Raw genomic sequence first — 23,409 nt, 5'->3', positions numbered from 1 at the left:
TCGGCGACGCGACGACGGCGGTCCTACGCAGTACCTTCCCCGGCTGCCGGGGAGGCCCCACTCGTCACCTTCGCGGCACTCAGCCCGGCGGCCGTGGATGGGGCGGCCGTGGCAGCGTCGCGGTCGGGCGCTAGCGGGTCAGTCACCGCGCCGGACTCCTCATCGAGCAGCCCCTGCGCCAGCCTGGTCACCGCTGCGGGGACCGGCGGCGCCAGGTCGGCCGTAGCTCGGAGGCCGGACAGGACGTCGTCGGGTCGAACGGCAGGTGTCAGATGCCGAACAACCAGCCGCAGTATCGCACAGGCTTTGCCGTCGGGCCTATCGCTGTCGTGGTCGGCGGCCTCCAGACGCGCCACTGCGGCCCGCGCGTCAAAGGTCCGCATGCCGTTTTTCGTACGCCGCTCGACCTGTACTTCTTCGGCGGCGAGGAACGCCTCGACGGCGCGCTCGGCCGCCAGAGCCTCGACCCCGTCGAGGCGGATCTCCCACACCGAGGCCTGGAGCCGGTCGGCCAGACCACTCGTGTGTGCCTCGACGGCGTCGGTCACATCGAGCCCGTCCGGAAGCGACTCGTCGAGAAGGGTGCGCAGAGCGTCCGGATCGCGGCGCTCAGCGAGTTGGATCTCCAGATACTCGGCCTCGCTGCCCGTACCGGTCGGGGCGGCGTTGGCGTACGACACCTTGGGGTGCGGGGTGAAGCCCGCCGAATAGGCCATGGGGACCTCGGCGCGGCGCAGCGCCCGCTCGAAAGCGCGCTGGAAGTCGCGGTGGCTGGTGAACCGGAGGCGGCCGCGCTTGGTGTAGCGCAGTCGGATGCGCTGCACCGCCGGTGCGGGCGGCGGGCCTTCGGGCTGTCGCTTGCCCAGTGTCGTTCAGTCCTTCGTGAGAGCGGTCGTACTGCTACCTAGAGTACGTGTCCGGGAAGCCTCCGGTTCCCGGCGGGGCTGCGCATCGGCCGCCTGCCGGGGCTCCTCGGGCGCCCCGAACAGCGCCCGCCGGATCTCCCCGCGGGTCTGCCGCACGGTCTCGCGGGCGGTGCGCAGCGCCTGCCGGACCGGCCGCCAGATGCCGTCCCGGATGCCGTGTCCGAGCGGGGTGAGCACGTTGCGGTACGCCCACCGGACCGGTTCGACGAGGAGCCGGCGCAGCAGCGTGCCGAGGAACCGGCCGATGGCCCGGGAGACGATCCCGGCGGCCCGCCAGCAGTGCCCGAGCGCCGACCCGACCTCGCGCACGACCACCGTCACCACGGCGGCCAGCAGCCGCCCGGCCGGCGCCAGCACATACCGCCACAGGGCGACCAGCGGCACGACCACGAGCCACCGGAAGAGCGTGGCGAGAACGGTGCCGATACCGCGTACCAGCCGGGCGAGGCCGCGCCCGGCCGGCGTCAGCACATATGCGTACAGCCACTGGGCGGGGAGCACCAGCAGACACCGCACCAGCCACGCCAGGGCCGTGCCGATCCCCCGGCCGACGGGTGCCAGCACATACCGCCACAGGGCCACCCACGGCCATACGAACAACGCGCGGCCCAGCCACCGCAGGGCCGCCCCCAGTCCGCGCAGCACCCGGGCAACGCCGTGCCCGACCGGCGTCAGCACATACGTGTACAGCCACTGCGCGGGGAGCACCAGCAGATACCGCACCAGCCACGCCAGGGCCGCGCCGATTCCCCGGCCGGCCGGCGCGAGGACGGCGCGCCACAGCCACACCAGGGGGGCGACGACCAGCGTGCGCCAGATCCACCCGATCGGGAGCACGACGAGGGTGCGCCAGGCCCACGCCACGGGGATCACGATCAGCGTGCGCCAGGCCCACGCCGCCGGGACGGCCACGAGGGTGCGCCACAGCCAGGCGAGGCCGCGGCCGAGGGGACGCAGCACGCTCCGCTGCAGCGCACGGCCGGCGGCGGTCAGTGCATCCCACACCAGGCGCACCGGCACCAGGAGCACCAGCACCACGATCCGTAGCGGCAGCCGGACGACCATGGTCACACAGCCCTCGCCCGGCTCGTAACGGGCGGGCACCCGCCGGTCCTTGTCAGTGGGCTCCATCCTGCATCTCCCCCTGCGTTTCTGTCCTTGTCCTGCCTGCCCCGGCGCCTCAGACGGGCCGGTGCGGCCGCTGTGAGGCGGCGGTTCCCGCGGAGATCCAGTAGCGCAGCTTCTCGTCGCGCTGGTCCTCGAAGACCCCGCCGCAGGCCTCGATGACCCTACGCGAGCCGGTGTTGGTGTCATCGCAGGTGACCAACACCGGGTCGATGCCCAGCTCGTGGTGGGCGACCGGCAGCGCGGCGCGCAGTATCGCGGTGGCGTGGCCGCGGCGGCGGGCGCCGGGTCGTACGGCTTAGCCGATGTGGCCGCCCCAGCTGAGGAGGGAGGGGGTGAGGTGGTGGCGGATGGTGACCCGCCCCAGGTAGGTGTCCCCGGCCACCCACCAGCGTGTGGTCATGGGGACCACACCGTCGACGCGTGGATCGCGCTGCACACCGCCGGCCAACTCGACGTAGACGGCGAAGCCTTCGGCGGTCGGCCAGCGGCTGCGCCAGGTCGTCAGCTCGCGGGCCAGGCCGGAGTGCGGCACGGATTCCACGCCCTCGGCACGGAACTCGTCCATCGCGGCGAGGAACGAGGCATGGACGGCGAGGGTGGGCGCGACGAGTTGCGGCGGCATCGCCTCATTGTGCGGGAGCATGCCACGGCCCGGCCACCGCGGGGTGCGGGGCCGGGCCGAAGAGGCGTACGGCAGGCGCTACTTGACGACGGTCAGCGGCAGCAGCTTCTTGCCGGTCGGACCGATCTGGATCTCGGTGTCCATCTGCGGGCAGACGCCGCAGTCGAAGCACGGGGTCCAGCGGCAGTCCTCGACCTCGGTCTCGTCGAGCGAGTCCTGCCAGTCCTCCCAGAGCCAGTCCTTGTCGAGACCGGAGTCCAGGTGGTCCCAAGGCAGGACCTCCTCGTACTCCCGCTCACGGGTGGTGTACCAGGCGACGTCCACGCCGAAGGCGGGCAGCGTCTCCTCGGCGGCCTTCATCCAGCGGTCGTAGGAGAAGTGCTCGCGCCAGCCGTCGAAGCGGCCGCCGCCCTCGTAGACGGCGCGGATGACCGAGCCGATGCGGCGGTCACCGCGCGAGAGCAGGCCCTCGACGATGCCGGGCTTGCCGTCGTGGTAGCGGAAGCCGATGGAGCGGCCGTACTTCTTGTCGCCGCGGATCTTGTCCCGGAGCTTTTCGAGACGGGCGTCCGTCTCCTCCGCCGACAGCTGCGGCGCCCACTGGAACGGGGTGTGCGGCTTGGGGACGAAGCCGCCGATGGAGACCGTGCAGCGGATGTCGTTCTGCCCGGAGACCTTGCGGCCCTCGGCGATGACCTTGACCGCCATGTCGCCGATCTGGAGCACGTCCTCGTCGGTCTCGGTCGGCAGGCCGCACATGAAGTAGAGCTTCACCTGCCGCCAGCCGTTGCCGTAGGCCGTGGAGACGGTCCTGATCAAGTCCTCTTCGGAGACCATCTTGTTGATGACCTTGCGCATCCGCTCCGAGCCGCCCTCGGGCGCAAAGGTCAGACCGGAGCGACGGCCGTTGCGCGTCAGCTCGTTGGCAAGGTCGACGTTGAAGGCGTCGACACGGGTCGACGGCAGCGACAGACCGATCTTGTCTTCCTCGTACCGGTCGGCGAGCCCCTTCGCGAGGTCGCCGATCTCGGTGTGGTCCGCGGAGGACAGCGACAGCAGGCCGACCTCCTCGAATCCCGTGGCCTTCAGCCCCTTGTCCACCATGTCGCCGATGCCGGTGATGCTTCGCTCCCGTACAGGGCGCGTGATCATGCCGGCCTGGCAGAAACGGCAGCCGCGGGTGCAGCCGCGGAAGATCTCGACCGACATCCGCTCATGGACGGTCTCGGCCAGGGGAACGAGCGGCTGCTTGGGGTAGGGCCATTCGTCCAGGTCCATGACGGTGTGCTTGGACACCCGCCACGGGACGCCGGAGCGGTTCGGCACGACGCGGGAGATCCGGCCGTCGGCCAGATACTCCACGTCGTAGAACCTGGGGACGTACACGCTGCCGGTCTTCGCCAGGCGGAGCAGCAGCTCATCGCGCCCACCGGGCCGGTCCTCGGCCTTCCAGGCGCGGATGATCTCGGTGATCTCCAGCACCGCCTGCTCGCCGTCGCCCACGACCGCACAGTCCAGGAAGTCCGCGATCGGTTCGGGGTTGAAGGCCGCGTGGCCGCCCGCGAGGATGATCGGGTGGTCCTCCGTGCGGTCCTTGGACTCCATCGGGATACCGGCGAGGTCCAGGGCGGTGAGGAGGTTGGTGTACCCCAGCTCGGTCGAGAAGGAGACACCGAGCACGTCGAAGGCGCCGACGGGGCGGTGCGCGTCGACCGTGAACTGCGGGACGTGGTGCTCACGCATCAGCGCTTCGAGGTCGGGCCACACGCTGTACGTGCGCTCGGCCAGCACGCCCTCGCGTTCGTTGAGGACCTCGTAGAGGATCATGACGCCCTGGTTGGGCAGACCGACCTCGTAGGCGTCCGGGTACATGAGCGACCACCGCACGTCACAGGAATCCCAGTCCTTGACGGTGGAGTTCAGCTCACCGCCGACGTACTGAATGGGCTTCTGCACATGCGGGAGCAGGGCCTCGAGCTGTGGGAAGACCGACTCGGCAGACATCTCGAACCTTCGTGAGCTGGCGGGGGCGACTCTCAAGCGTAACCGCTCGGAGCCACCCCCTCGGACGGTGACCGGATACCCCGCGGCGGCGGGGAGTACAGGGGCCGGCGCACTGCGCACGCGCCCCGGGGCGGGTCACCGCCGCGTCTGCCGGGCCGCGGTGCGCCGGCCGGACGACCGGCGGCCCGTACGGCCGGTCACGGTCGGAGCGCGGCCAGGTGCTTGCGCCGCGAGATCTTCTTCCACAGGCCCGGCAGTTCCCGTTCCCGGTCGGCCGCCCGGGCCTCCTCGCGCCCGTAGAGCAGGCCGAAGGTGAAGCCGCCCTCACCGGCCTTGTGTGCCTGGACGGCCAGTTCGCGCAGCGCGCCGCGCGCCACCACGCTGTCCTGGTGGTCGCCCAGCAGCTGCTGGACCCGCTTGATCCGCTTGGCGAACTTCTTCGCCGGCCTGCCGAGCGCCGGACGGGCGGCCTCCGCCGCGTACCGCGTCCGCTTGGCGGCCTTGCGGGCGCCGTGCAGCGCCTCGTCCCGCTCCCGCCCGGCCGGTGCCGCCAGCGCGGCCTCCACACGGCGGGCCAGCCGCCGGTAGTCCTTCAGCACGGCCTTGGCCATCACGTCGGGCGCCGGCCGGCCGGCGGCCGGGAGCAGCGGCGGCGCCTCCAGGAGACCGTGCAGGGTCTTCAGCAGCGCCAGATAGCGGGGGCCGTCCAATACGGAGAGCACCTCCCGCCGCGAGCCGGTCCGGCGGCGCTCGGACCAGATGCGCAGCCGGGCGGCCACCGGGCCCAGCCGTAGCGTCCGGGGCACCTCGGCCAGCGCGTCATACAGCCGCGCGGTCAGCACCTCGCGGTCCCGGTCCACCCCCAACTCCGCCGCCAGCCACTTGAGTTCCAGGGCGATGGGCAGGGTGACGCCGCGGTCGAGCACCTTCGTGTACGAGCGGAAGGCGCTGCGCAGCCGGCGGGTGGCGACCCGCATCTGGTGCACCGAGTCGGGCAGATCCCGCCGTACCGCCGGATCCAGCTCGATGATCACCCGCACCTGCTCACGGACATAGCGGAGCACCACGTCTCCGGCGGTGGGCCCCTTCTTCCCGGCCCCCTTGCCCTTGCCCCCGCGCTTGCCCTTGCCCCCGCGCTCGCCGGAGCCTCGGGGGCGCCGCTCATCCTGTCCCGCGCCGGGGAGTGCGGGCCGGTCGCGCGCCAGGCCCGTCTCGGCCAGCGCCCGTGCCAGCTTCGACTCCGACGAGGCGGGGTGCGCCCCTGCCGCGACCAGCGCCCGGCCGATCTCGTCCAGCAGTGCGGTGTCGTCGCCCCCGACCAGCTCCGCCTCGATCTCGCGCCAGTGGGCCTCGCTCGGCCCCGTTCCGGCCTCCGCCGCCCGCTGCGCGTGCACCTCGTCCACCGCCAGCTCCACAAGCGGTGCGCCCGCGGAGTCCTGCAGCACCCGGACCGTACGCCGCGTCCGCAGCCGTACGAGGGGGACCAGCTCCTGGTCCAGCACGCGTGACCGGACGAGCGCGATCAGCTCCCGGGGCGGCCTGTCGGACAGCGGCGCCCGCACTTCGTCGCGTACACCCGGCGCGACCGGCAGCTTCAGATGCCAGCCCGCATCCTTGCCGCCGGTGCGCCTGCGCAGCGTGATGCGGTCGGCGGCGAGGCGCTGGTCAGGAGTGTCGTAATAGAGGGCGTCAAGATCCTCGACACCCGCCTCCACCACGGTGGCGACCCGGCCGACACCGGTCAGGTCGGGCAGCTGCACGTCGTCGTCGACCTCGTACTTCCGTTCGATCTCCCGCACGGTGTCCGCCATGCATCGAGGCTAGCCACGCACTCCGCCCGGGGCCACCCACCCGCCCCGGAGAGCTGCCACGAGGCGGGATCCGGAGCAGTGGTAGCACACGCCGTGCAACATGACTTACCGTGTGTGACGAAGTGAATACGCAGAGTGCAACAGGCGCTCGCTCGACCCCTTCGGGGAGGGAGACATCCGTGCACCCCCCAACCGCACCCGTCGCCCGGACACCCATCCGCGTCTCGTCAGGCGCCCGCCCGTACGTCCTGACCGCACCGAGCACACCCGTCGCCCCGAAGGCCGCCCGCGATTTCGTCCGCGCCGTGCTCCGCCGCACAGCGCTCGCCCCGCTCCTCGACACCGCCGTGCTGCTCACCTCGGAGGCGGTGACCCGCGCCCATCTGCACACACCGGGGTCCACGGACATCCTGCTGCGGATGCTGACCGCGGGACACGGACTGCGGATCAGCGTGCACGACGAGGCGCAGGCCCGGATTCCGTCGCCGGCGCCGGCGGCCGGCGAGCAGCCGGACGATTACGGGCTGCTGCTGGCCGACCGCCTCGCCGACGACTGGGGCACGGCGCCGTTCACGGGCCTGCCCAGGTCCACCTCGCTGTGGTTCGAGCTGCGCCTGGGGCAGTGACGCGGCGTCAGCGCGAGGCCGACAGGGGGCGCTGTACACGGATCGACTGGAGCAGCCCGATCGCGATCCAGACCGCGAACATGGAAGTGCCGCCGTAGGAGACGAACGGCAGGGGAAGGCCGGTGACAGGCATGATGCCGAGGGTCATACCGACGTTCTCGAAGGCCTGGAAGGCGAACCACGCGATGATGCCGGCGGCGACGATCGTGCCGTAGAGCTCGGTGGACTCGCGCGCGATCCGGCAGGCGCGCCACAGGACGACACCGAGCAGCACGATGATCAGGCCCGCACCCAGGAAGCCGAGCTCCTCACCGGCGACGGTGAAGATGAAGTCCGTCTGCTGTTCGGGGACGAACTGGCCGGTGGTCTGGCTGCCGTGGAAGAGGCCGGAGCCGGTCAGTCCGCCGCCGCCGATCGCGATCCGGGCCTGGTTGGTGTTGTAGCCGACACCGGCCGGGTCGAGGCTCGGGTTGGCGAACGCGGCGAACCGGGCGATCTGGTAGGCGTCCAGCAGACCGAGCTGCCAGATGGCGACACAGCCCACGACGCCGGTGCCGACCAGCCCGAGGATCCAGCGGTTGGAGGCACCGGAGGAGAGCAGTACGCCCAGGATGACGGCGCCGAGCACCATGACCGAGCCGAGGTCGGGCATCAGCATGATCACGCCGACGGGAACGGCGGCCAGGCCGAGGGCCTGGACGACGGTGCGGTGACCGGGGTGCGGGCGGTCCCCCGCGTCGACCCGGGACGCCAGGATCATCGCCATGCCGAGCGTGATGGTGATCTTCGCGAACTCGGCGGGCTGGAGCGAGAAGCCGCCGGGGATCGCCAGCCAGGAACGCGAGCCGTTGATGGTGGCGCCCAGCGGCGTCAGCACCAGCAGCGCCAGCACGACCGACAGGGCGTACAGGATCGGGACCGCGCCGCGGAGCGTGCGGTGCCCGAGCCAGATCGTGCCGGCGGCCAGCGTCAGGCCGATGCCGAGATTGAGCAGATGGTGCAGGAAGTAATAATACTCGTCGCCGTGGTTGAGCTCGGTGCGGTTGCGGGTGGCGGAGAAGACCAGAATCGAACCCATCAGCGACAGCACCAGGCAGGACAGCAGCAGCATCCAGTCCAGCTTGCGCAGCACCGAATCGCGCGCCGTCAGCTTGCCCCAGGTACCGAGCTCGGGGGTGTAGCGCCGGATCGAGAACGCCCGGGAGGTATGGCTGGTCGTCACTGTGGGCTCTCCGATGCGGACGGCGACGGCAGGACATACGGCTTGATGGGCTGAGCCTGGATGCTCCCGTCACCCTCGATCTTGGGGAGCGAGCCCTGGGGCTTCGGCAACAGGGCGGCCTTCGGGTTGATCCCTCCCTTCTCGTCGACTCCGTACAGGGCGTTGTAGATGTTGCGTACGGCCGGACCGGAGGCACCGGAGCCGGTACCACCCTGGGCGATCGTCATGACGATCGTGTAGTCCTTGGTGTACGTCGCGAACCACGAGGTGGTCTGCTTCCCGTAGACCTCGGCGGTACCGGTCTTGGCGTGCATCGGGATCTTGTCCTGCGGCCAGCCCTGGAAGCGCCATGCGGCGGTACCGCGGGTGGCCACACCCGCCAGCGCGGAATCGATCTGCCGGAGCGTCTTGGGGGAGTCGGGCAGCTTGCCGTGCGACTTGGGCTCGATCCGCTGCACCCTCTTGCCGTCGGGGCTGACGATGGCCTTGCCGACGGTCGGGTTGTAGAGCGTGCCGCCGTTGCTGATCGCGCCGTAGATGGCCGCCATCTGGATCGGTGTGACGAGGGTGTCGCCCTGTCCGATGGCGTAGTTGATGGAGTCGTAGGCGTGCAGCTTCATGCCTTCGAGGCAGCCCTCACGGGCGAGCTTGGTGCCGAAGTCCTTCTTCTTGGGCCAGGCCTTGGCCTGCTCGCACCAGCCGGCCTTGTTGGCCTTCCAGAAGGCGTTCTTCCACTTGCGGTCGGGGACCCGGCCGGTGACCTCGTTGGGAAGGTCGATGCCGGTCTCCTTGCCGAGACCGAACTGGTGGGCGGTCCTGTAGAACCAGTCGTTGGGGTCCTTCTTGGGCTTGTCCCCGCCGTCCTTCTTCCACTCCTCGTGCGAGAGCCGGTAGAAGACGGTGTCGCAGGAGACCTCCAGCGCCCGGCCCAGGCTGATGTCGCCGTGGCCCTCCCCCTCGAAGTTCTTGAAGACCTGGCCGCCGATGCTGTACGAGCTGGTGCAGGGGTAGTGGCCGTTGAAGTCATAGCCCGCGTTGATCGCGGCCGTGGTCGAGATGACCTTGAAGATCGAGCCGGGGGCGGCCTGTCCCTGGATGGCGCGGTTCAGCAGCGGGTAGTTGGAGCCCTTGCCGGTGAGGTGGGCGTAGTCCTTGCCGGAGATGCCGCCGACCCAGGCGTTGGGGTCGTAGTTGGGGTTGGAGGCCATGGCCACCACCCGGCCGGTCTTGGCTTCCATCACGACGACGGCGCCCGAGTCGGCCTTGTAGTTGGTGCCGGTGTTCTTGTCGTGCACCTTGCGGGCGTCCTTCATGGCCTGTTCGAGCTGCTTCTCCGCTATGGCCTGCACCCTCGCGTCGATGCTGGTGACGACGCTCGAACCGCCCTGACCCTTCTCGCTGTTGGCCTGGCCGATGACCCGGCCGAGGTTGTCGACCTCATAGCGGGTGACGGCGGCCTTGCCGCGCAGCGAGCTGTCGTACGTACGCTCCAGACCGGACCGGCCGATCTGGTCGGAGCGCAGGAACGGCGAGCTGGTGTTCTTGGCCTTGTTGATCTCCCCGTCGGTCACCGGCGAGAGGTAGCCGAGCACCTGGGCGGTGTTGGCGTTGCCGGGAGCGGCGTAGCGGCGGACGGCGGTGGGCTCGGCGCTGATGCCGGGGAAGGCCTCGGAGCGCTCGCGGATCTGGAGGGCCTGCTGGGTGGTGGCCTCGTCGGTGATCGGGATCGGCTGGTACGGCGAACCGTTCCAGCAGGGCTGCGGGGTCTTGGAGTCACACAGCCGGACCTTGTTGCGGATCTCCTTCTCGGACATGCCGAGCACGTTGGCCAGCCGGCCGAGGACGGCCTTGCCGTCGTCCTTCATCTTCAGCAGCTCGGTACGGCTCGCGGAGACGACCAGACGGGTCTGGTTGTCGGCCAGCGGCACCCCGCGCGCATCGAGGATGGAGCCGCGGGTGGCGGGCTCGATGACCTGCTGGACGTGGTTGTTCTTCGCCTCCGTGGCGTACTCCTGGCCGTTGCGGATCTGCAGATACCAGAGCCGGCCGCCGAGGGTGAGCAGCAGGGAGAAGACCAGGATCTGGATCGCGATGAGCCGGACGCTGACCCGGGAGGTCCGGGTTTCCGGGAGATTACTCATGGCGCGCGGCGCCTCCACGAGAGGTGGTGGTCGGGAGAGGGAAGGGCGTCACAGTCGCTTGACCCCCTTGATGCGGCCCACCTTGTCGCGGGCCGACTTGCCGAGCAGACTGCCGCGCTGGCTGCCGATGCCCGTCCCCGTGCGCAGGGATTTCATGGCGCCGCGGCTGGCCTTGAGTCCCGTACCGGTGGTGAGCCAGCCGTACCCGGAGTCCCGGCCGCCGGCCACACCGCTCGGGCTGCCGGAGCCCTCGCCGGCCAGCGGATCGTGCTCCGTTCTCCGTGCCAGTGCCATCACCAGGGGAACGGTGAAGGGGGCCAGCAGCAGGTCGTAGAGGGTCGCGCTGAGCAGCAGTCCGACGATGCCGACGTGGCGGGCGGCGGTGTCACCGACCAGCGCGCCGACGCCGGCGTACATCAGCGTCGAGCCGACGGCGGCACCGAGGACGACGATCAGCGGCAGCGTCGCCGAGCGGTGCCGGCCCGAGTCCGGCTTGGTCAGGCCCGCGGCATAGCCGATGACGCAGAGCACCAGCGCATAGCGGCCGATGGCGTGGTCGGAGGGCGGGGCGAGGTCGGCCAGCAGCCCGGCGAAGAACCCGACCAGCGCACCACCGACATGGCCGTAGACCAACGCCAGCCCGACCACGACGAGCAGCAGCAGGTCCGGTACGGCACCGGGAAGTTGAAGTCTGGCCAGCATGGTGACCTGGATGACGAGGGCGACGACCACCAGCGGGGCCGCGAGCAGGATCCGGTTGATGCGCATCGGTCAGCTCCTGGGAGAAGCGCTCGCGGAGGGGGTGGCCGTGACGGTGACCGTCGGCGTCGGCTTCGGCTTCGCGGGCGCCGGCGGCAGGACGGTGTCACGCGGATCCTGGCGGGGCGGTGCGACGACTACGCCGACGATGTCGAGCTGGGAGAAGGCGACATAGGGCCGGACCTGGAGGGCGCGGGTCAGATCGCCGTTGGACGGCTCGACCTTGACGACCTTGCCGACGGGCACGCCGGGCACGAACGGCTTGTCCTTGCTGGAGCCGAAGGTGACCAGGCGGTCGCCCCGCTTGATGTTGGCCTTGCCGTTGAGGAGCTGGACGCGCAGCGAGCCGACGCCCTGCCCATTGGCGAAGCCGATCTCGTTGGTCTTCTCCATGCGGGTGCCGACGGTGAAGTCGGGGTCGGCGGCCAGCAGGACGGTCGAGGTGTCGGCGCCGACGGTGGTGACCCGGCCGACCAGACCGTCGCCGTTGAGCACGGTCATGTCGCGGGCGATGCCGTCACGGCGGCCGGCGTCGATGGTGACGGTCCAGGAGAAGCCCTGGGCCGAGCCGATGGCGATGACCTGGGCGCCCTTGATGCCGTACTGGCCGGTGCCCGCGGTCTTGAGGATCTTGTCGAGCTGGGCGGCGCGGCTGCGGTTCCGGTCGGAGGAGCCGAGCTTGGCCTTCAGCGCCTCGTTGTCGTGCTCCAGCTTGCTGATCCGGTCGTGCCGTCTGCCGGAGTCCCGCACGGCACCGACGGCGTTGCCGACCGGGCTGACGACGCGGGCGACGCCGCTTTCGACCGGGCCGAAGGCGGAGGCGGCGGCTTGCCGGGCACCATCGAGCGGGGACTGTTCGCCGCCGCGGATATCGACCGTGATCAGCGCGAACGCGATCGCGACCAGCAGCACCAGCAGCAGCCGGCTCTCTCGTGTGTCCCTCACGTGCGGCGGCCGTGTCCTTCCTCGTAGGACCGGCCGGCTGCGGGCCCCGCCGGTCTCGTTCGGGAGTTGAGCGTTGTGCCTTGATATGACGGTGGAGAGGTGAAGCGTCAGCGCACCGTGTCTGTCGGGATGTTGTGCCTGTATATCAGCGATCCGCCGGACGGACCGGCCGCGGTCGCCAGGGTTCCCGACCGCCGCGGACGCCGCTCGACGGCCGCGGCGCGGATCGGGACCCGGACCGTGCTACCTGCGCGGCTGGGAGTCGAGAACCTGCTGGAGCGCCTCGAACTCCTCGACGCACTTGCCGGAACCGAGCGCGACGGAGTCGAGCGGGTCCTCGGCGATGTGGATGGGCATGCCGGTCTCGCGGCGCAGCCGCTCGTCGAGGCCGCGGAGCAGGGCGCCGCCTCCGGTGAGCACGATGCCGCGGTCCATGACGTCACCGGACAGCTCCGGCGGGCACTTGTCGAGCGTCGTCTTGACCGCGTCGACGATGGAGTTGACCGGCTCCTCGATGGCCTTGCGGACCTCGGCGGCCGAGATGACGACGGTCTTCGGCAGGCCGGAGACCAGGTCACGGCCGCGGATCTCGGTGTGCTCGTCCTGTTCGAGGTCGTACGCCGAACCGATGGTGATCTTGATGCTCTCGGCGGTGCGCTCGCCCAGCAGAAGGCTGTACTCCTTCTTGATGTGCTGGATGATCGCGTTGTCGAGTTCATCGCCGGCCACCCGGATGGACTGCGCGGTGACGATGCCGCCGAGCGAGATGACCGCGACCTCGGTCGTACCGCCGCCGATGTCCACGACCATGTTGCCGGTGGCCTCGTGGACCGGCAGGCCGGACCCGATCGCGGCGGCCATCGGTTCCTCGATGATGTGGACCTGGCGCGCGCCGGCCTGGGTCGAGGCCTCGATGACCGCGCGGCGCTCGACTCCGGTGATGCCGGAGGGGACACACACGACGACCCGCGGGCGGGCCAGATAGCGCCGCTTGTGGATCTTGAGGATGAAGTAGCGGAGCATCCGCTCGGTGATCTCGAAATCGGCGATCACGCCGTCTTTCAGGGGCCGTACGGCGACGATGTTGCCGGGCGTGCGCCCGATCATCTTCTTCGCCTCAGCACCTACCGCGAGGATGCCGCCGGTGTTGGTGTTGATGGCCACGACCGACGGCTCGTTGAGGACGATGCCGCGGCCCCTGACGTACACCAGCGTGTTGGCGGTCCCGAGGTCGACAGCCATGTCACGGCCGATGAACGACATGTTGTTCCCCATGAGGATACGTCTGGCCTTCCCAACTGGAGCGAATGCTTACTGGAGGTCGGCAGGAGGTGATGCGCTGTGCGGCGCGGAAGTCTCCATCGTAGTTCGTAGTGCGCCCACTCGAACACGTCGGGAGGCTGTTCCGCCATTGTCAGCCGTACACGCACCCGCCCCCCTTAATGGTGACGTCGTGTCGCGGTGATGCGTTCCCCCGATCGTGTCGTATACACCAAAGGGCGACCGATGATTTTGTCGGTCGCCCCTGGTCACGGGGGTTATACAGCTGACGATCCGTCAGGAATTTCCGGGGAAGAAAATCTTGATCTCGCGCTCGGCGGACTCTTCGGAATCCGATGCATGGATCAGATTCTCTCGGGTGATCGTTCCGAAGTCCCCACGAATGGACCCACTCGGCGCGGCAATCGGGTCAGTCGGACCCGCGAGCATCCGTACGCCCTCGATCACCCGCTCCCCCTCGACGACCATCGAGACCACCGGTCCGGAGGACATGAAAGCGACCAGGGGCTCGTAGAACGGCTTGCCGACGTGCTCGGCGTAGTGCTGCTCAAGAAGCGCACGGTCCAGGCCGCGCAGCTCCAGCGCGCTGATCGTCCAGCCGGCCTTCCTCTCGATACGGCCGATGATCTCGCCGATCAGACCGCGCTTGACGGCGTCAGGCTTGAGGAGGACGAGGGTGCGCTGGCTCACGGAGGGACTCCCTGGATATGAACAACGGTCAGCGGGTGAACTTGAGGCTACATGGGTGACCAGGGCCTGCCCGGCCCCGCCCCCGGCCTCCGGCACGGCCCCTGAGGGCCTCCCCGCGGCCGGGCCGAGACGGCCCGCTAGGCCGGCTCCCCCGACGCCTCGGCCTGCGCCGCCCAACGGGCCTTCGCCTCATCGATCTTGCGGCCGAAGTGGACCGACGCCCACCACAGGGCCGCGAAGACCACGCCCAGGAAGAACATCGTCGGGACCACGAAACCGCTGGCGATCAGGGCGAACTGCAGCGCCCAGCCGAGCTGGACACCGCCCGGACAGGTCAGCATCCCGCACAGCAGGATGGTCAGCAGCATCGCGATACCGCTGACCGTCCAGACCGTGGCCGCCGGCAGTGCGGTCATCTGCATCGCGACCAGACCGGCGAAGCCGATCACGAAGAATTCGCCTATCAGAGTGCCGGCACACAGTGTCCGCATGGTCAGCTCCTCCCCATCAGCAGCCGGGCCTCGCCGACCGTGATCACCGAGCCGGTCACCAGCACGCCCGCTCCGGAGAACTCGCCCTCTTCCTCGGCGAGGGTGATCGCCGCCTCCAGGGCGTCGTCGAGCCGCGGCTCGACCTGGACCCGCTCGGCGCCGAAGACCTCGACGGCGACGGCCGCCAGCTCATCCGGATCCATCGCACGATGGCTGGAATTACGTGTCACCACGACCTCGGCGAAGATCGGCTCGAACGCCTCCAGGAAGCCCCGTACGTCCTTGTCCCCGCTGGCGCCGACGACGCCCACCAGGCGGCTGAACCCGAACGCCTCGGTGACCGCCTCGGCCGCCGCCCGCGCACCCGCCGGGTTGTGTGCCGCGTCCAGCACGACCGTCGGGCTGCGCCGCACGACCTCCATCCGGCCGGGCGAGGTGACGGCGGCGAACGCGGAGCGGAGGGTGTCGATGTCCAGGGTGCGGGCGTGATCCGAGCCGACACCGAAGAACGCCTCGACCGCGGCGAGCGCCACCGCGGCGTTGTGCGCCTGATGGGCGCCGTACAGCGGAAGGAAGATCTCGGGATACTCGCCGCCCAGTCCGCGCAGCGTCAGCATCTGCCCGCCGACCGCGACCTCGCGGGTGAGCACCCCGAACTCCATGCCCTCACGGGCGACCGTCGCATCCACCTCGACCGCGCGCTTGAGCATCACCGACGCCGCGTCCACCGGCTGTTGGGCCAGCACGACCGTGGCGTCCTTCTTGATGATCCCGGACTTCTCACCGGCGATCTGCTCGGGCGTCTCCCCCAGCCGGTCGGTGTGGTCCAGCGCGATCGGGGTGATCACGGCGACATCGCCGTCGATGACGTTCGTCGCGTCCCAGGTGCCGCCCATGCCGACCTCGACGACCGCGACGTCCACGGGGCTGTCCGCGAAGGCGGCGTACGCCATCGCCGTGAGCACCTCGAAGAACGAGAGGCGGTACTCCTGCTGGGCGTCGACCATTTCCACATACGGGGCGATGTCCCGGTACGTCTCGATGAACTGCTCGGCGGAGATCGGGGCGGCGTCCAGGCTGATCCGCTCGGTGATCGACTGGACGTGCGGGCTCGTGTAGCGGCCGGTGCGCAGGTCGAAGGCGGACAGCAGGGACTCGATCATGCGGGCGGTGCTGGTCTTGCCGTTGGTGCCCGTGATGTGGATGGACGGGTAGGCGCGCTGTGGTTCGCCCAGGATGTCCAGCAGCGCCACGATGCGCTGGACCGACGGGTCGAGCTTGGTCTCGCCCCAGCGGCCGGCCAGCTCCTCCTCGACGGCGCGCAGTGCACGGTCGACCTCGGGGTCGGCCGGCCGGGCGGGAATCCCGTCCCCCTGCGGCGGCCCGGCCTGGGCGCGCAGGGTCCGGCTGCCGGCCTCGATCACCGCAAGATCCGGATCACGGTCGGTCTCCGCCTCGACCAGTTCGTCGAAGGCTTCGTTCGGGTCGGGGTCGTCGTTCTGGGGGCGCTCGCTCACACCGACCAGTCTACGAGGCACGTGTGACAGCGGTGCGCTGCGCTGCCCTCCCCCGATACCGCGCCGTATCCCGGGGGCCGGCCGGCGCGAGCGGCCCCCCGACCGCGCCCGTACGCCGGAGCCGCCCCTCGCCTACGTCAGTGCCGCCTTCATCATGGCCCGCGCGATCGGGCCCGCCAGGCCGTTGCCGGAGACCTCGTTGCGGGCGGCATGCCCGTCCTCGACCATCACGGCCACCGCCACCTGGTGTCCCTTGCCGTCCCCGGCGTACGAGACGAACCAGGCGTAGGGCGTACCGCTGTTGTCGACGCCGTGCTGGGCGGTGCCCGTCTTGCCGCCGACGGTCAGTCCGCCGATCTTCGCGCCGGACCCGGTGCCCTTGTCCACGACCGTCTGCATCGCCGACCGCAGCTGCCGGGCCGTACCCGCCGACATGGCCTTGCCGTCGCCGTACGTCGCCGGCCCGAAGTCCTGGACGGTGTTGCCGCCGCCGTCGGTCAGCTTGTCGACCAGCTGCGGGGTCTTGAGGTCGCCGCCGTTCGCGATGGCCGAGGAGACCATCGCCATCTGCAGCGGGGTCGCCTGGTCGTCGAACTGGCCGATCCCGGAGAGCGCGGTCTGTGCCTCGTCCATGTCGGAGGGGTAGACGCTCTTGCCGGCCCGCACCGGGGTGTCCACCTTGTCGTCGTTGAAGCCGAACTTCTCGGCCTGCGCCTTCACCTTGTCCTTGCCCAGGTCGACGGCCATCTTCGCGAAGACGGTGTTGCAGGAGTACTGGAGCGCGGTGCGGATGTCCGCGTTCTTGCAGGGCGCGGAGGCGTTCTCGTTGGAGAGCTTGGTGTGGGTGTGCGGGAGGGTGTACGGGTCGGGGCTGTCGGTGGGCTCGTCCACCGACGAGTACAGACCGTTCTCCAGCGCGGCCGCCGCGACCACCAGCTTGAAGGTGGAGCCGGGCGGCAGCGGCTGCCGCAGCGCCCGGTTGACCTCGGGGTGTTCCGCGTCGCCGGACATCTTCTTCCAGGCCTTCTGGTCGGCCCCGGCGGACCCCGCGAACTTCCCCGGGTCGTACGACGGGGTGCTGACCATGCCCAGGACCCGCCCCGTGGCCGGGTCCATGGCGACGGCGGCGCCCTTCTTGCCGTCCAGCGCCCGGTAGCCGGCCTTCTGCACCGCGGGGTCGACGGTGGTGGCCACATCGCCGCCCTTGGCGCGGGTGCGGGTCAGCGCGTCGGCGGGGCTCTGCAGCCGGCTGTCGGAGCCGTCGAGGAGGTCGCCGTAGAGGCTCTCCAGCTGGTTGTGGCCGTAGATCTGCGAGGTGAAGCCGGTGACCGGGGCGTAGAGCTTGCCGTCCTTGTAGGTCCGCTTGTACTTGAGCGTGGAGGAGGTGGCGGCGGAGCCGGTCACCGGCTCCCCGCCGACGAGGATGTTGCCCAGCGGCGCCGCGTACTTGCCGATCGCCACCCGCGGATTGTGCGGGTCCTCCTTGAAGTCACTCGCCTTTGCGCCCTGAAGCCAGGTGGCCCAGCCCATCAGCGCGACGATGAGGGCCAGACAGAAGACCGAGGCCCGGCGCAGGGGCTTGTTCATGGGGCGCGGCTCCTCGTGGTGGACGTGCGGATCTGCCGGAACTACGGCATTCCGGTCCACCGTGCCTCGGCTTCATGAGAGGGCAATGAGAACGGCCGGATGCACCGGCCGGGACAACTTTCCGCCGTCTTTCGCCCTCTTCCACGGCGGGCTGTATTCCTCCCCGGTGATCACCGCGAGGCAGCGCACGGAAAGGCAGGAGCTGAAGAGGGGTGCCGGCAATCAGTCAGCGGATGCACTTAATACTGCTCACCGCCTGGACGGTGCTGTGGTTCGTCGTCGTCGAACCGCACGGCGGCTTCTCCTGGCACTATCTGCGCACCGGCGGCGAACTGATCTACCAGGGCGACGCGGGCGACGGCTCCGGCGGGCTCAATCTCTACGCGCACCACCCCGAGCTCCAGATGGGCCCGCTCAGCTTTCTGACGGCCGGCCTGTTCAACCCCTTCCCCGAGGCCACCGGGCAGTTCCTGGCCGCGGCCCTGATGTCGCTGCTCGGCCTGGTCATCGTGGTGCTGGCGGGCCGCAGCGCCGCCCACCACTTCCTGGGCACCGGCACCAACCACCAGCGGCTGCGGCAGCGCGTACTGATCGCCGGGCTGGCCTTCATCCCCATGTGGATCGAGGTGGGGGTGCGCTTCGGGCATCTCGACGACGTCCTCGCGCTGTTCTTCACCGTCCTCGCGGTACGCGCCGTCACCCGCGGCAACGCCGCCCTCACCGGCGCCTGCCTGGCCCTGGCGATGGATTCCAAGCCCACCGCACTGGCCTTCCTCCCCCTGCTGCTCGCCCTGCCGAGGGAGAAGTGGCTGCGCGCCGGACTGTGGTGCGCGGGTCTGGTCGCGGTCGCCTGGCTGCCGTTCTTCATCGGCGACTCCCAGTCGTTCGCCGCGGCGAAGTTCGCCATCCCCAACCATCCGGCGTCCGCGCTGCGCTGGCTGGGCGTCGGCGACCCCGAGACCCCCGGCTGGGACCGCCCCGCCCAGGCCGCCCTCGGCCTGGCACTGGGCTCGACAGCCGTCTGGCGGCGCCGCTGGGCGGCGGTGGTGCTGCTCGGCGCCAACGCCCGGATCGCCCTCGACCCCAGCGTGTACACGTACTACACCGCGTCGGTGCTGCTCGGCACCCTGCTGTGGGACGTCATCGGCCAGCGCCGGCTGGTCCCGTGGTGGAGCTGGCTGGCGCTGCTCACCCTCTACGGCAGTGTCTTCGCGGTCCCCGACGATGCCGCCCGCGGCCTGATCCGCCTGGCGTTCGTGGCCGTCTCGACGGCGTATGTCCTGCTCTGGCCGGTGCGCGAACGGGGGCGGCGGGGACCGGGACGGCGCAGGCCCCCCGCCCGTACGGACGAGGGGCCTGCGCACGACGGTCCCCTGGACGGCCCGGGTCCCGGGCCGGGTGCCGCGCCTACGCCTTGGGCAGGGCCGCCAGCTGCGCGGTGATCCGGACGATGTCCGCCTCCGCGGCCTCCAGCCGGCCGCGGATCTTGTCCACGACCTTCTCCGGCGCCTTGGCGAGGAACGCCTCGTTGCCGAGCTTGGCGGTGGCCTGCGCCTTCTCCTTCTCGGCGGCGCCCAGGTCCTTGGTCAGCCGCTTGCGCTCGGCCTCGACGTCGATCACGCCGGACAGGTCCAGGGCGACCGTCGCGCCCGCGACCGGCAGCGAGGCGGTGGCGCTGAAGTCCTCACCGGCCGGCTGCAGCCGCAGCAGCGAGCGCATCGCGGCCTCGTGCGCGGCCAGTGCCGTGCCGGCCAGCTCCAGCTGCGCCGGGACCTTCTGGCCCGGCTGCAGCCCCTGGTCGGAGCGGAAGCGGCGGACCTCGGTGACGACCTGCTGGACGGTCTCGATCTCCCGCTCGGCCGCCGCGTCCCGGAAGCCGCCCGGGGCGTCGGCCCCGGCGACGAGCACAGCCTTCGGCCAGTCGGCGATCACGACCGACTCACCGCCGGTCAGGGTCGTCCACAGGGTCTCGGTGACGAACGGGACGATCGGGTGCAGCAGCCGCAGCGTGACGTCCAGGACCTCGCCCAGCACCCGGCGCGAGGCGTCGGCGGCCGGGCCGCCCGCCATGAACGTGGTCTTGGACAGCTCGACGTACCAGTCGAAGACCTCGTCCCAGGCGAAGTGGAAGAGGGTGTCCGACAGCTTCGCGAACTGGTAGTCGTCGTAGTAAGCATCGACCTCGGCGACGACCGAGTTCAGCCGGGACAGGATCCACCGGTCGGTCGCCGACAGCTGCTCGACGGGCGGCAGTTCGCCCTCCACCGTCGCGCCGTTCATCAGCGCGAAGCGGGTGGCGTTCCAGATCTTGTTGGCGAAGTTACGGGACCCCTGGACCCAGTCCTCGCCGATCGGGACGTCGACACCGGGGTTCGCCCCGCGTGCCAGCGTGAACCGGACCGCGTCCGAACCGTAGGCGTCCATCCAGTCCAGCGGGTTGACCGCGTTCCCGAAGGACTTGGACATCTTCTTGCCGAACTGGTCGCGGACCATGCCGTGCAGCGCGATGGTGTGGAACGGCGGGGTGCCGTCCATCGCGTACAGCCCGAACATCATCATCCGGGCGACCCAGAAGAAGAGGATGTCGTAGCCGGTGACCAGGACGGAGTTCGGATAGAACTTCTCGACGCTCGGGGTCTGCTCGGGCCAGCCGAGCGTGGAGAACGGCCACAGCCCGGAGGAGAACCAGGTGTCCAGGACGTCGGTGTCCTGCGTCCAGCCCTCGCCGGTGGGCGCCTCCTCGTCCGGTCCGACGCAGACGACCTCGCCGTTCGGCCCGTACCAGACGGGGATCCGGTGGCCCCACCACAGCTGCCGCGAGATGCACCAGTCGTGGAGGTTGTCGACCCAGCCGAAGTAGCGGGACTCCATCTCCTTGGGGTGGATCTTGACCTTGCCCTCGCGGACCGCGTCACCGGCGGCCTTCGCCAGCGGGCCGACCTTGACCCACCACTGCATCGACAGCCGCGGCTCGATGGTGGTCTTGCAGCGTGAGCAGTGCCCGACGGAGTGCGTGTACGGGCGCTTCTCGGCGACGATCCGGCCCTCGGCGCGCAGCGCGCCGACGATCGCGGAACGGGCCTCGAAACGGTCCAGACCCTGGAAGGGGCCGTGCGCCGTGATCACGCCGCGCTCGTCGAGGACGGCGAGGTTGGGCAGCCCGTGACGGCGGCCGATCTCGAAGTCGTTGGGGTCGTGCGCCGGGGTGACCTTGACGGCACCCGTGCCGAACTCCGGGTCGACATGCTCGTCGGCGACGACCGGGATCCGGCGGCCGGTCAGCGGCAACTCGATCTCGGTACCGACGAGATGGGCGTAGCGCTCGTCCTCCGGGTGGACGGCGACCGCGGTGTCCCCGAGCATCGTCTCGGCCCGCGTCGTCGCGACGACGATGGCGGTGTCGCCCTCGCCGTACCGGATGGAGACGAGCTCGCCGTCGTCGTCCTGGTACTCCACCTCGATGTCCGAGATGGCGGTCAGACAGCGCGGGCACCAGTTGATGATCCGCTCGGCGCGGTAGATCAACTCGTCGTCGTGGAGCCGCTTGAAGATCGTCTGGACGGACTTGGACAGGCCCTCGTCCATGGTGAAGCGCTCGCGCGACCAGGCGACGCCGTCGCCGAGCCGCCGCATCTGGCCGGAGATCTGTCCGCCGGACTCGTTCTTCCACAGCCAGACCCGCTCGACGAACGCCTCACGGCCCAGGTCGTGCCGGGAGACGCCCTCCTTGGCGAGCTCCCGCTCGACGACGTTCTGGGTGGCGATACCGGCGTGGTCCATACCGGGCTGCCAGAGCGTCTCGTAGCCCTGCATGCGCTTGCGGCGGGTGAGGGCGTCGATCAGCGTGTGCTCGAAGGCGTGCCCCAGGTGCAGGGAACCGGTGACGTTCGGCGGCGGAATGACGACGGTGTACGGCGGCTTGTCGCTCTTCTCGTCCGCCTCGAAGTAGCCCCGCTCTACCCAGCGCTCGTACAGCGGCCCCTCTACATCGGCCGGCGTGTACTGAGTCGGCAGTTCGGGGGCGCTGTGGTTGCTCTGCTGAGTGTTCTCGGTCACGACGGACAGTGTACGGGCGCGGATGTAGCAGCTTCGAATCGGTTTCGCCCCCGGGGCCACGGCTGTCAGCGGCGTCGTACAGGATGTCGGGAGCGCATAAACATCACGCAGAACTCAACTGGCTCCAGTTGTCACGAGGGGAACCGTTCCATGAGCTTCAACCAGCCGCCTCCCGGCCCGTACGGCCAGCAGCCCCAGCAGCCCGGCCCGTACGGCCAGCCGCAGCAGCCGCCGGCCCCGCAGCCGGGTTACGGCTACCCGCAGCAGGGCGGCCAGGTGCCCGGGCAGCAGCAGGGCTACGGCTACCCTCAGCAGGCCCCTCAGCAGGGTTACGGCTACCCCCAGCAGGGCGGCCAGCCCGGCTACGGCCAGCAGCCCCCGTACGGCGGCCAGCAGACCCCCTACGGCATGATCCCCCAGGGCGCTCCGGAGACCGGCGGCAACGGCAAGAAGATCGGCCTGATCGTCGGCGCGGTCGCGGTCGTCGCGGCGATCGGCCTGGGGGCGTACTTCGCGTTCGGGTCGGGCGGGGACGTGAAGCCTTACACGATGGTCATGCCGAACAGCCTGCTGGGCGGTGAGTACACCAAGTCGACCGAGGTGGGGTCCGGAGGGTCCAAGCCCATCGCCGACGACAAGGAAGCCAAGGCGATGGGCATCACCAACGGCACCTCCGTCGACGCGAGGTACCAGAAGTCCAAGTCGGACCGGCTCGATGTCGGCGGCGTCTACGGCAACATCGCGGACCCGTCCGGAGCGGTGGACAAGATGTTCGCCAAGATCGACGAAGGCCAGAAGCAGAGCGAGTCCAAGGCCAAGGTGGAGACGGTCACCCCGATCACCGAGTACACCCCGGACGGCTTCGACGGCGAGGTCATGAAGTGCAAGGCCTACAAGGTCTCCTTCACCTCCGGGAGCGTCACCGCGTCCGGCGGGATGAGCGTCTGCGTCTGGGGGGACTCCAGCGCGGTGGGCGTGGCGATCAATCAGGCGATCCCCTCGCCGAGCGCCCCGTCGGCCCAGGCCACCCCCACCGAGCAGCTCTCCGAGAAGACCGCCAAGATCCGTGACGAGGTCCGCAAGGAGAAGTAGCGGTCCCGCCTGAAGGTTCAAGGCGCTTGATGAGGTTGCCTCATCAAGCGCCTTTTGCTTGCGGCCAAGGGACCGTAAGCCTGGCAGAGCATTGGCCAAAACCCTACGTATGCGGAGAAGGAGGATTCACCGGCTGGTACCTTCACCTCGACCGAAAGATCAACAACTATGGGGGGTTTTCATGCGCAACGCGATACGTCGCATGGCCGCAGCAACTGGAGTACTGGTGGCGGCAGGTGCGCTTCCGCTCGTGGCGACCGCACCGGCCCAGGCCACCACCAAGCAGTGCACGTCGTTCCTGGCTGAGGCCGGGTACAGGGTGGGGCCCAATGTGCGGAGCGCGTGCAGTCTCGCGGGCACCGGCGACTGGACGACGCGGCATGCAAACGTCGGCATCTGCCAAGCCATGCTGGAGGCGATCCGGGTCAAGCCGGACCACGCCGACAAGGCTTGCGAGCTGGGCCTCAACTGAACCGCTGCTCCATCGAAAACCATGAGGGCCGCCCGGCAG

General features: G+C 70.0%; 19 protein-coding genes and 1 pseudogene. 4 read left to right on the top strand and 16 right to left on the bottom strand.

The window, feature by feature from the left end; translation table 11 throughout:
• Nucleotides 1-23: 23 nt before the first annotated feature.
• The 6 genes and pseudogenes from ACWGI6_RS24700 to ACWGI6_RS24675 all read right to left on the bottom strand — a co-directional run bounded on the left by ACWGI6_RS24700 (nucleotide 24) and on the right by ACWGI6_RS24675 (nucleotide 6,491).
• A complete protein-coding gene (locus ACWGI6_RS24700; RefSeq protein ID WP_453269530.1) occupies nucleotides 24-824 on the bottom strand; it encodes a TIGR03936 family radical SAM-associated protein in 801 nt (266 codons plus the stop codon).
• A 48-nt stretch (nucleotides 825-872) separates the two neighbouring features.
• The gene (locus ACWGI6_RS24695; protein WP_453269529.1) at nucleotides 873-2,057 is read right to left on the bottom strand and encodes a hypothetical protein; all 1,185 of its coding nucleotides are present in this window, start codon (nucleotides 2,055-2,057) and stop codon (nucleotides 873-875) included.
• Nucleotides 2,058-2,106: 49 nt separating this feature from the next.
• Nucleotides 2,107-2,337: pseudogene (locus ACWGI6_RS24690) on the bottom strand (GNAT family N-acetyltransferase); the annotation flags it as partial.
• Between the two features lie 12 nt (nucleotides 2,338-2,349).
• A complete protein-coding gene (locus tag ACWGI6_RS24685; protein ID WP_453269528.1) occupies nucleotides 2,350-2,676 on the bottom strand; it encodes a GNAT family N-acetyltransferase in 327 nt (108 codons plus the stop codon).
• 78 nt (nucleotides 2,677-2,754) lie between these two features.
• Nucleotides 2,755-4,680: a TIGR03960 family B12-binding radical SAM protein gene (locus tag ACWGI6_RS24680; protein ID WP_453269527.1), complete on the bottom strand. Its 1,926-nt coding sequence runs from the start codon at nucleotides 4,678-4,680 to the stop codon at nucleotides 2,755-2,757.
• Nucleotides 4,681-4,877: 197 nt separating this feature from the next.
• A complete protein-coding gene (locus tag ACWGI6_RS24675; protein ID WP_453269526.1) occupies nucleotides 4,878-6,491 on the bottom strand; it encodes a CYTH and CHAD domain-containing protein in 1,614 nt (537 codons plus the stop codon).
• Nucleotides 6,492-6,670: 179 nt separating this feature from the next.
• On the opposite strand from ACWGI6_RS24675, the gene ACWGI6_RS24670 reads away from it, so the two are divergent.
• A complete protein-coding gene (locus tag ACWGI6_RS24670; RefSeq protein WP_453269525.1) occupies nucleotides 6,671-7,117 on the top strand; it encodes an ATP-binding protein in 447 nt (148 codons plus the stop codon).
• 7 nt (nucleotides 7,118-7,124) lie between these two features.
• On the opposite strand, the gene ACWGI6_RS24665 is transcribed toward ACWGI6_RS24670, so the two are convergent.
• From ACWGI6_RS24665 to ACWGI6_RS24625, 9 genes are all read right to left on the bottom strand, one after another.
• Nucleotides 7,125-8,339: an FtsW/RodA/SpoVE family cell cycle protein gene (locus tag ACWGI6_RS24665; protein ID WP_453269524.1), complete on the bottom strand. Its 1,215-nt coding sequence runs from the start codon at nucleotides 8,337-8,339 to the stop codon at nucleotides 7,125-7,127.
• Nucleotides 8,336-10,480: a penicillin-binding protein 2 gene (mrdA, locus tag ACWGI6_RS24660; RefSeq protein WP_453269523.1), complete on the bottom strand. Its 2,145-nt coding sequence runs from the start codon at nucleotides 10,478-10,480 to the stop codon at nucleotides 8,336-8,338. The genes ACWGI6_RS24665 and mrdA overlap by 4 nt, the downstream gene beginning before the upstream one ends.
• A 48-nt stretch (nucleotides 10,481-10,528) precedes the next feature.
• Nucleotides 10,529-11,248 (bottom strand): rod shape-determining protein MreD, encoded by a 720-nt coding sequence (gene mreD / locus ACWGI6_RS24655; protein ID WP_393909804.1) that lies wholly within the window; start codon nucleotides 11,246-11,248, stop codon nucleotides 10,529-10,531.
• 3 nt (nucleotides 11,249-11,251) lie between these two features.
• Entirely contained in the window at nucleotides 11,252-12,184 is a 933-nt protein-coding gene (gene mreC / locus ACWGI6_RS24650) for a rod shape-determining protein MreC (RefSeq protein ID WP_393909803.1), read from the bottom strand.
• 243 nt (nucleotides 12,185-12,427) lie between these two features.
• Nucleotides 12,428-13,447: a rod shape-determining protein gene (locus ACWGI6_RS24645; protein ID WP_003985182.1), complete on the bottom strand. Its 1,020-nt coding sequence runs from the start codon at nucleotides 13,445-13,447 to the stop codon at nucleotides 12,428-12,430.
• A gap of 294 nt (nucleotides 13,448-13,741) precedes the next feature.
• Nucleotides 13,742-14,155 (bottom strand): nucleoside-diphosphate kinase, encoded by a 414-nt coding sequence (gene ndk, locus ACWGI6_RS24640; protein ID WP_453269522.1) that lies wholly within the window; start codon nucleotides 14,153-14,155, stop codon nucleotides 13,742-13,744.
• 137 nt (nucleotides 14,156-14,292) lie between these two features.
• Nucleotides 14,293-14,646, bottom strand: coding sequence for a DUF4233 domain-containing protein (locus tag ACWGI6_RS24635; RefSeq protein ID WP_453269521.1), 354 nt, complete (start codon nucleotides 14,644-14,646; stop codon nucleotides 14,293-14,295).
• Between the two features lie 2 nt (nucleotides 14,647-14,648).
• Entirely contained in the window at nucleotides 14,649-16,163 is a 1,515-nt protein-coding gene (gene folC / locus ACWGI6_RS24630) for a bifunctional tetrahydrofolate synthase/dihydrofolate synthase (protein WP_453269520.1), read from the bottom strand.
• Nucleotides 16,164-16,295: 132 nt separating this feature from the next.
• A complete protein-coding gene (locus ACWGI6_RS24625; protein ID WP_453269519.1) occupies nucleotides 16,296-17,750 on the bottom strand; it encodes a peptidoglycan D,D-transpeptidase FtsI family protein in 1,455 nt (484 codons plus the stop codon).
• 233 nt (nucleotides 17,751-17,983) lie between these two features.
• Here ACWGI6_RS24625 and ACWGI6_RS24620 point away from each other — a divergent pair, with 233 nt between their 5' ends.
• On the top strand, nucleotides 17,984-19,192 hold the full coding sequence (locus ACWGI6_RS24620; RefSeq protein WP_453269518.1) for a hypothetical protein: 1,209 nt from the start codon (nucleotides 17,984-17,986) through the stop codon (nucleotides 19,190-19,192).
• Here ACWGI6_RS24620 and ACWGI6_RS24615 read toward each other — a convergent pair.
• Nucleotides 19,158-21,806, bottom strand: a complete 2,649-nt coding sequence (locus tag ACWGI6_RS24615) for a valine--tRNA ligase (RefSeq protein ID WP_453269517.1) — start codon at nucleotides 21,804-21,806, stop codon at nucleotides 19,158-19,160. The two genes, ACWGI6_RS24620 and ACWGI6_RS24615, sit on opposite strands and share 35 nt — an antisense overlap.
• Before the next feature lie 150 nt (nucleotides 21,807-21,956).
• Here ACWGI6_RS24615 and ACWGI6_RS24610 point away from each other — a divergent pair, with 150 nt between their 5' ends.
• Together ACWGI6_RS24610 and ACWGI6_RS24605 are read left to right on the top strand one after the other, a co-directional pair.
• Nucleotides 21,957-22,898 (top strand): hypothetical protein, encoded by a 942-nt coding sequence (locus ACWGI6_RS24610; RefSeq protein WP_453269516.1) that lies wholly within the window; start codon nucleotides 21,957-21,959, stop codon nucleotides 22,896-22,898.
• 202 nt (nucleotides 22,899-23,100) lie between these two features.
• On the top strand, nucleotides 23,101-23,370 hold the full coding sequence (locus ACWGI6_RS24605) for a hypothetical protein (RefSeq protein WP_453269515.1): 270 nt from the start codon (nucleotides 23,101-23,103) through the stop codon (nucleotides 23,368-23,370).
• Nucleotides 23,371-23,409: the final 39 nt, after the last annotated feature.

It is taken from the genome of Streptomyces sp. NPDC054786 (genome assembly GCF_053611685.1).
This window is presented reverse-complemented; position numbering and strand designations above follow the sequence as displayed.

Excerpts from the sequence above, each read along its gene's own strand:
- ACWGI6_RS24695 (WP_453269529.1), bottom strand. The coding sequence starts at position 2,057 with ATGGAGCCCACTGACAAGGACCGGCGGGTGCCCGCCCGTTACGAGCCG.
- ACWGI6_RS24685 (WP_453269528.1), bottom strand. The coding sequence starts at position 2,676 with ATGCCGCCGCAACTCGTCGCGCCCACCCTCGCCGTCCATGCCTCGTTC.
- ACWGI6_RS24680 (WP_453269527.1), bottom strand. The coding sequence starts at position 4,680 with ATGTCTGCCGAGTCGGTCTTCCCACAGCTCGAGGCCCTGCTCCCGCAT.
- ACWGI6_RS24675 (WP_453269526.1), bottom strand. The coding sequence starts at position 6,491 with ATGGCGGACACCGTGCGGGAGATCGAACGGAAGTACGAGGTCGACGAC.
- mrdA (WP_453269523.1), bottom strand. The coding sequence starts at position 10,480 with ATGAGTAATCTCCCGGAAACCCGGACCTCCCGGGTCAGCGTCCGGCTC.
- mreD (WP_393909804.1), bottom strand. The coding sequence starts at position 11,248 with ATGCGCATCAACCGGATCCTGCTCGCGGCCCCGCTGGTGGTCGTCGCC.
- ACWGI6_RS24645 (WP_003985182.1), bottom strand. The coding sequence starts at position 13,447 with ATGTCGTTCATCGGCCGTGACATGGCTGTCGACCTCGGGACCGCCAAC.
- ACWGI6_RS24635 (WP_453269521.1), bottom strand. The coding sequence starts at position 14,646 with ATGCGGACACTGTGTGCCGGCACTCTGATAGGCGAATTCTTCGTGATC.
- ACWGI6_RS24625 (WP_453269519.1), bottom strand. The coding sequence starts at position 17,750 with ATGAACAAGCCCCTGCGCCGGGCCTCGGTCTTCTGTCTGGCCCTCATC.
- ACWGI6_RS24620 (WP_453269518.1), top strand. The coding sequence starts at position 17,984 with ATGCACTTAATACTGCTCACCGCCTGGACGGTGCTGTGGTTCGTCGTC.
- ACWGI6_RS24610 (WP_453269516.1), top strand. The coding sequence starts at position 21,957 with ATGAGCTTCAACCAGCCGCCTCCCGGCCCGTACGGCCAGCAGCCCCAG.
- ACWGI6_RS24605 (WP_453269515.1), top strand. The coding sequence starts at position 23,101 with ATGGCCGCAGCAACTGGAGTACTGGTGGCGGCAGGTGCGCTTCCGCTC.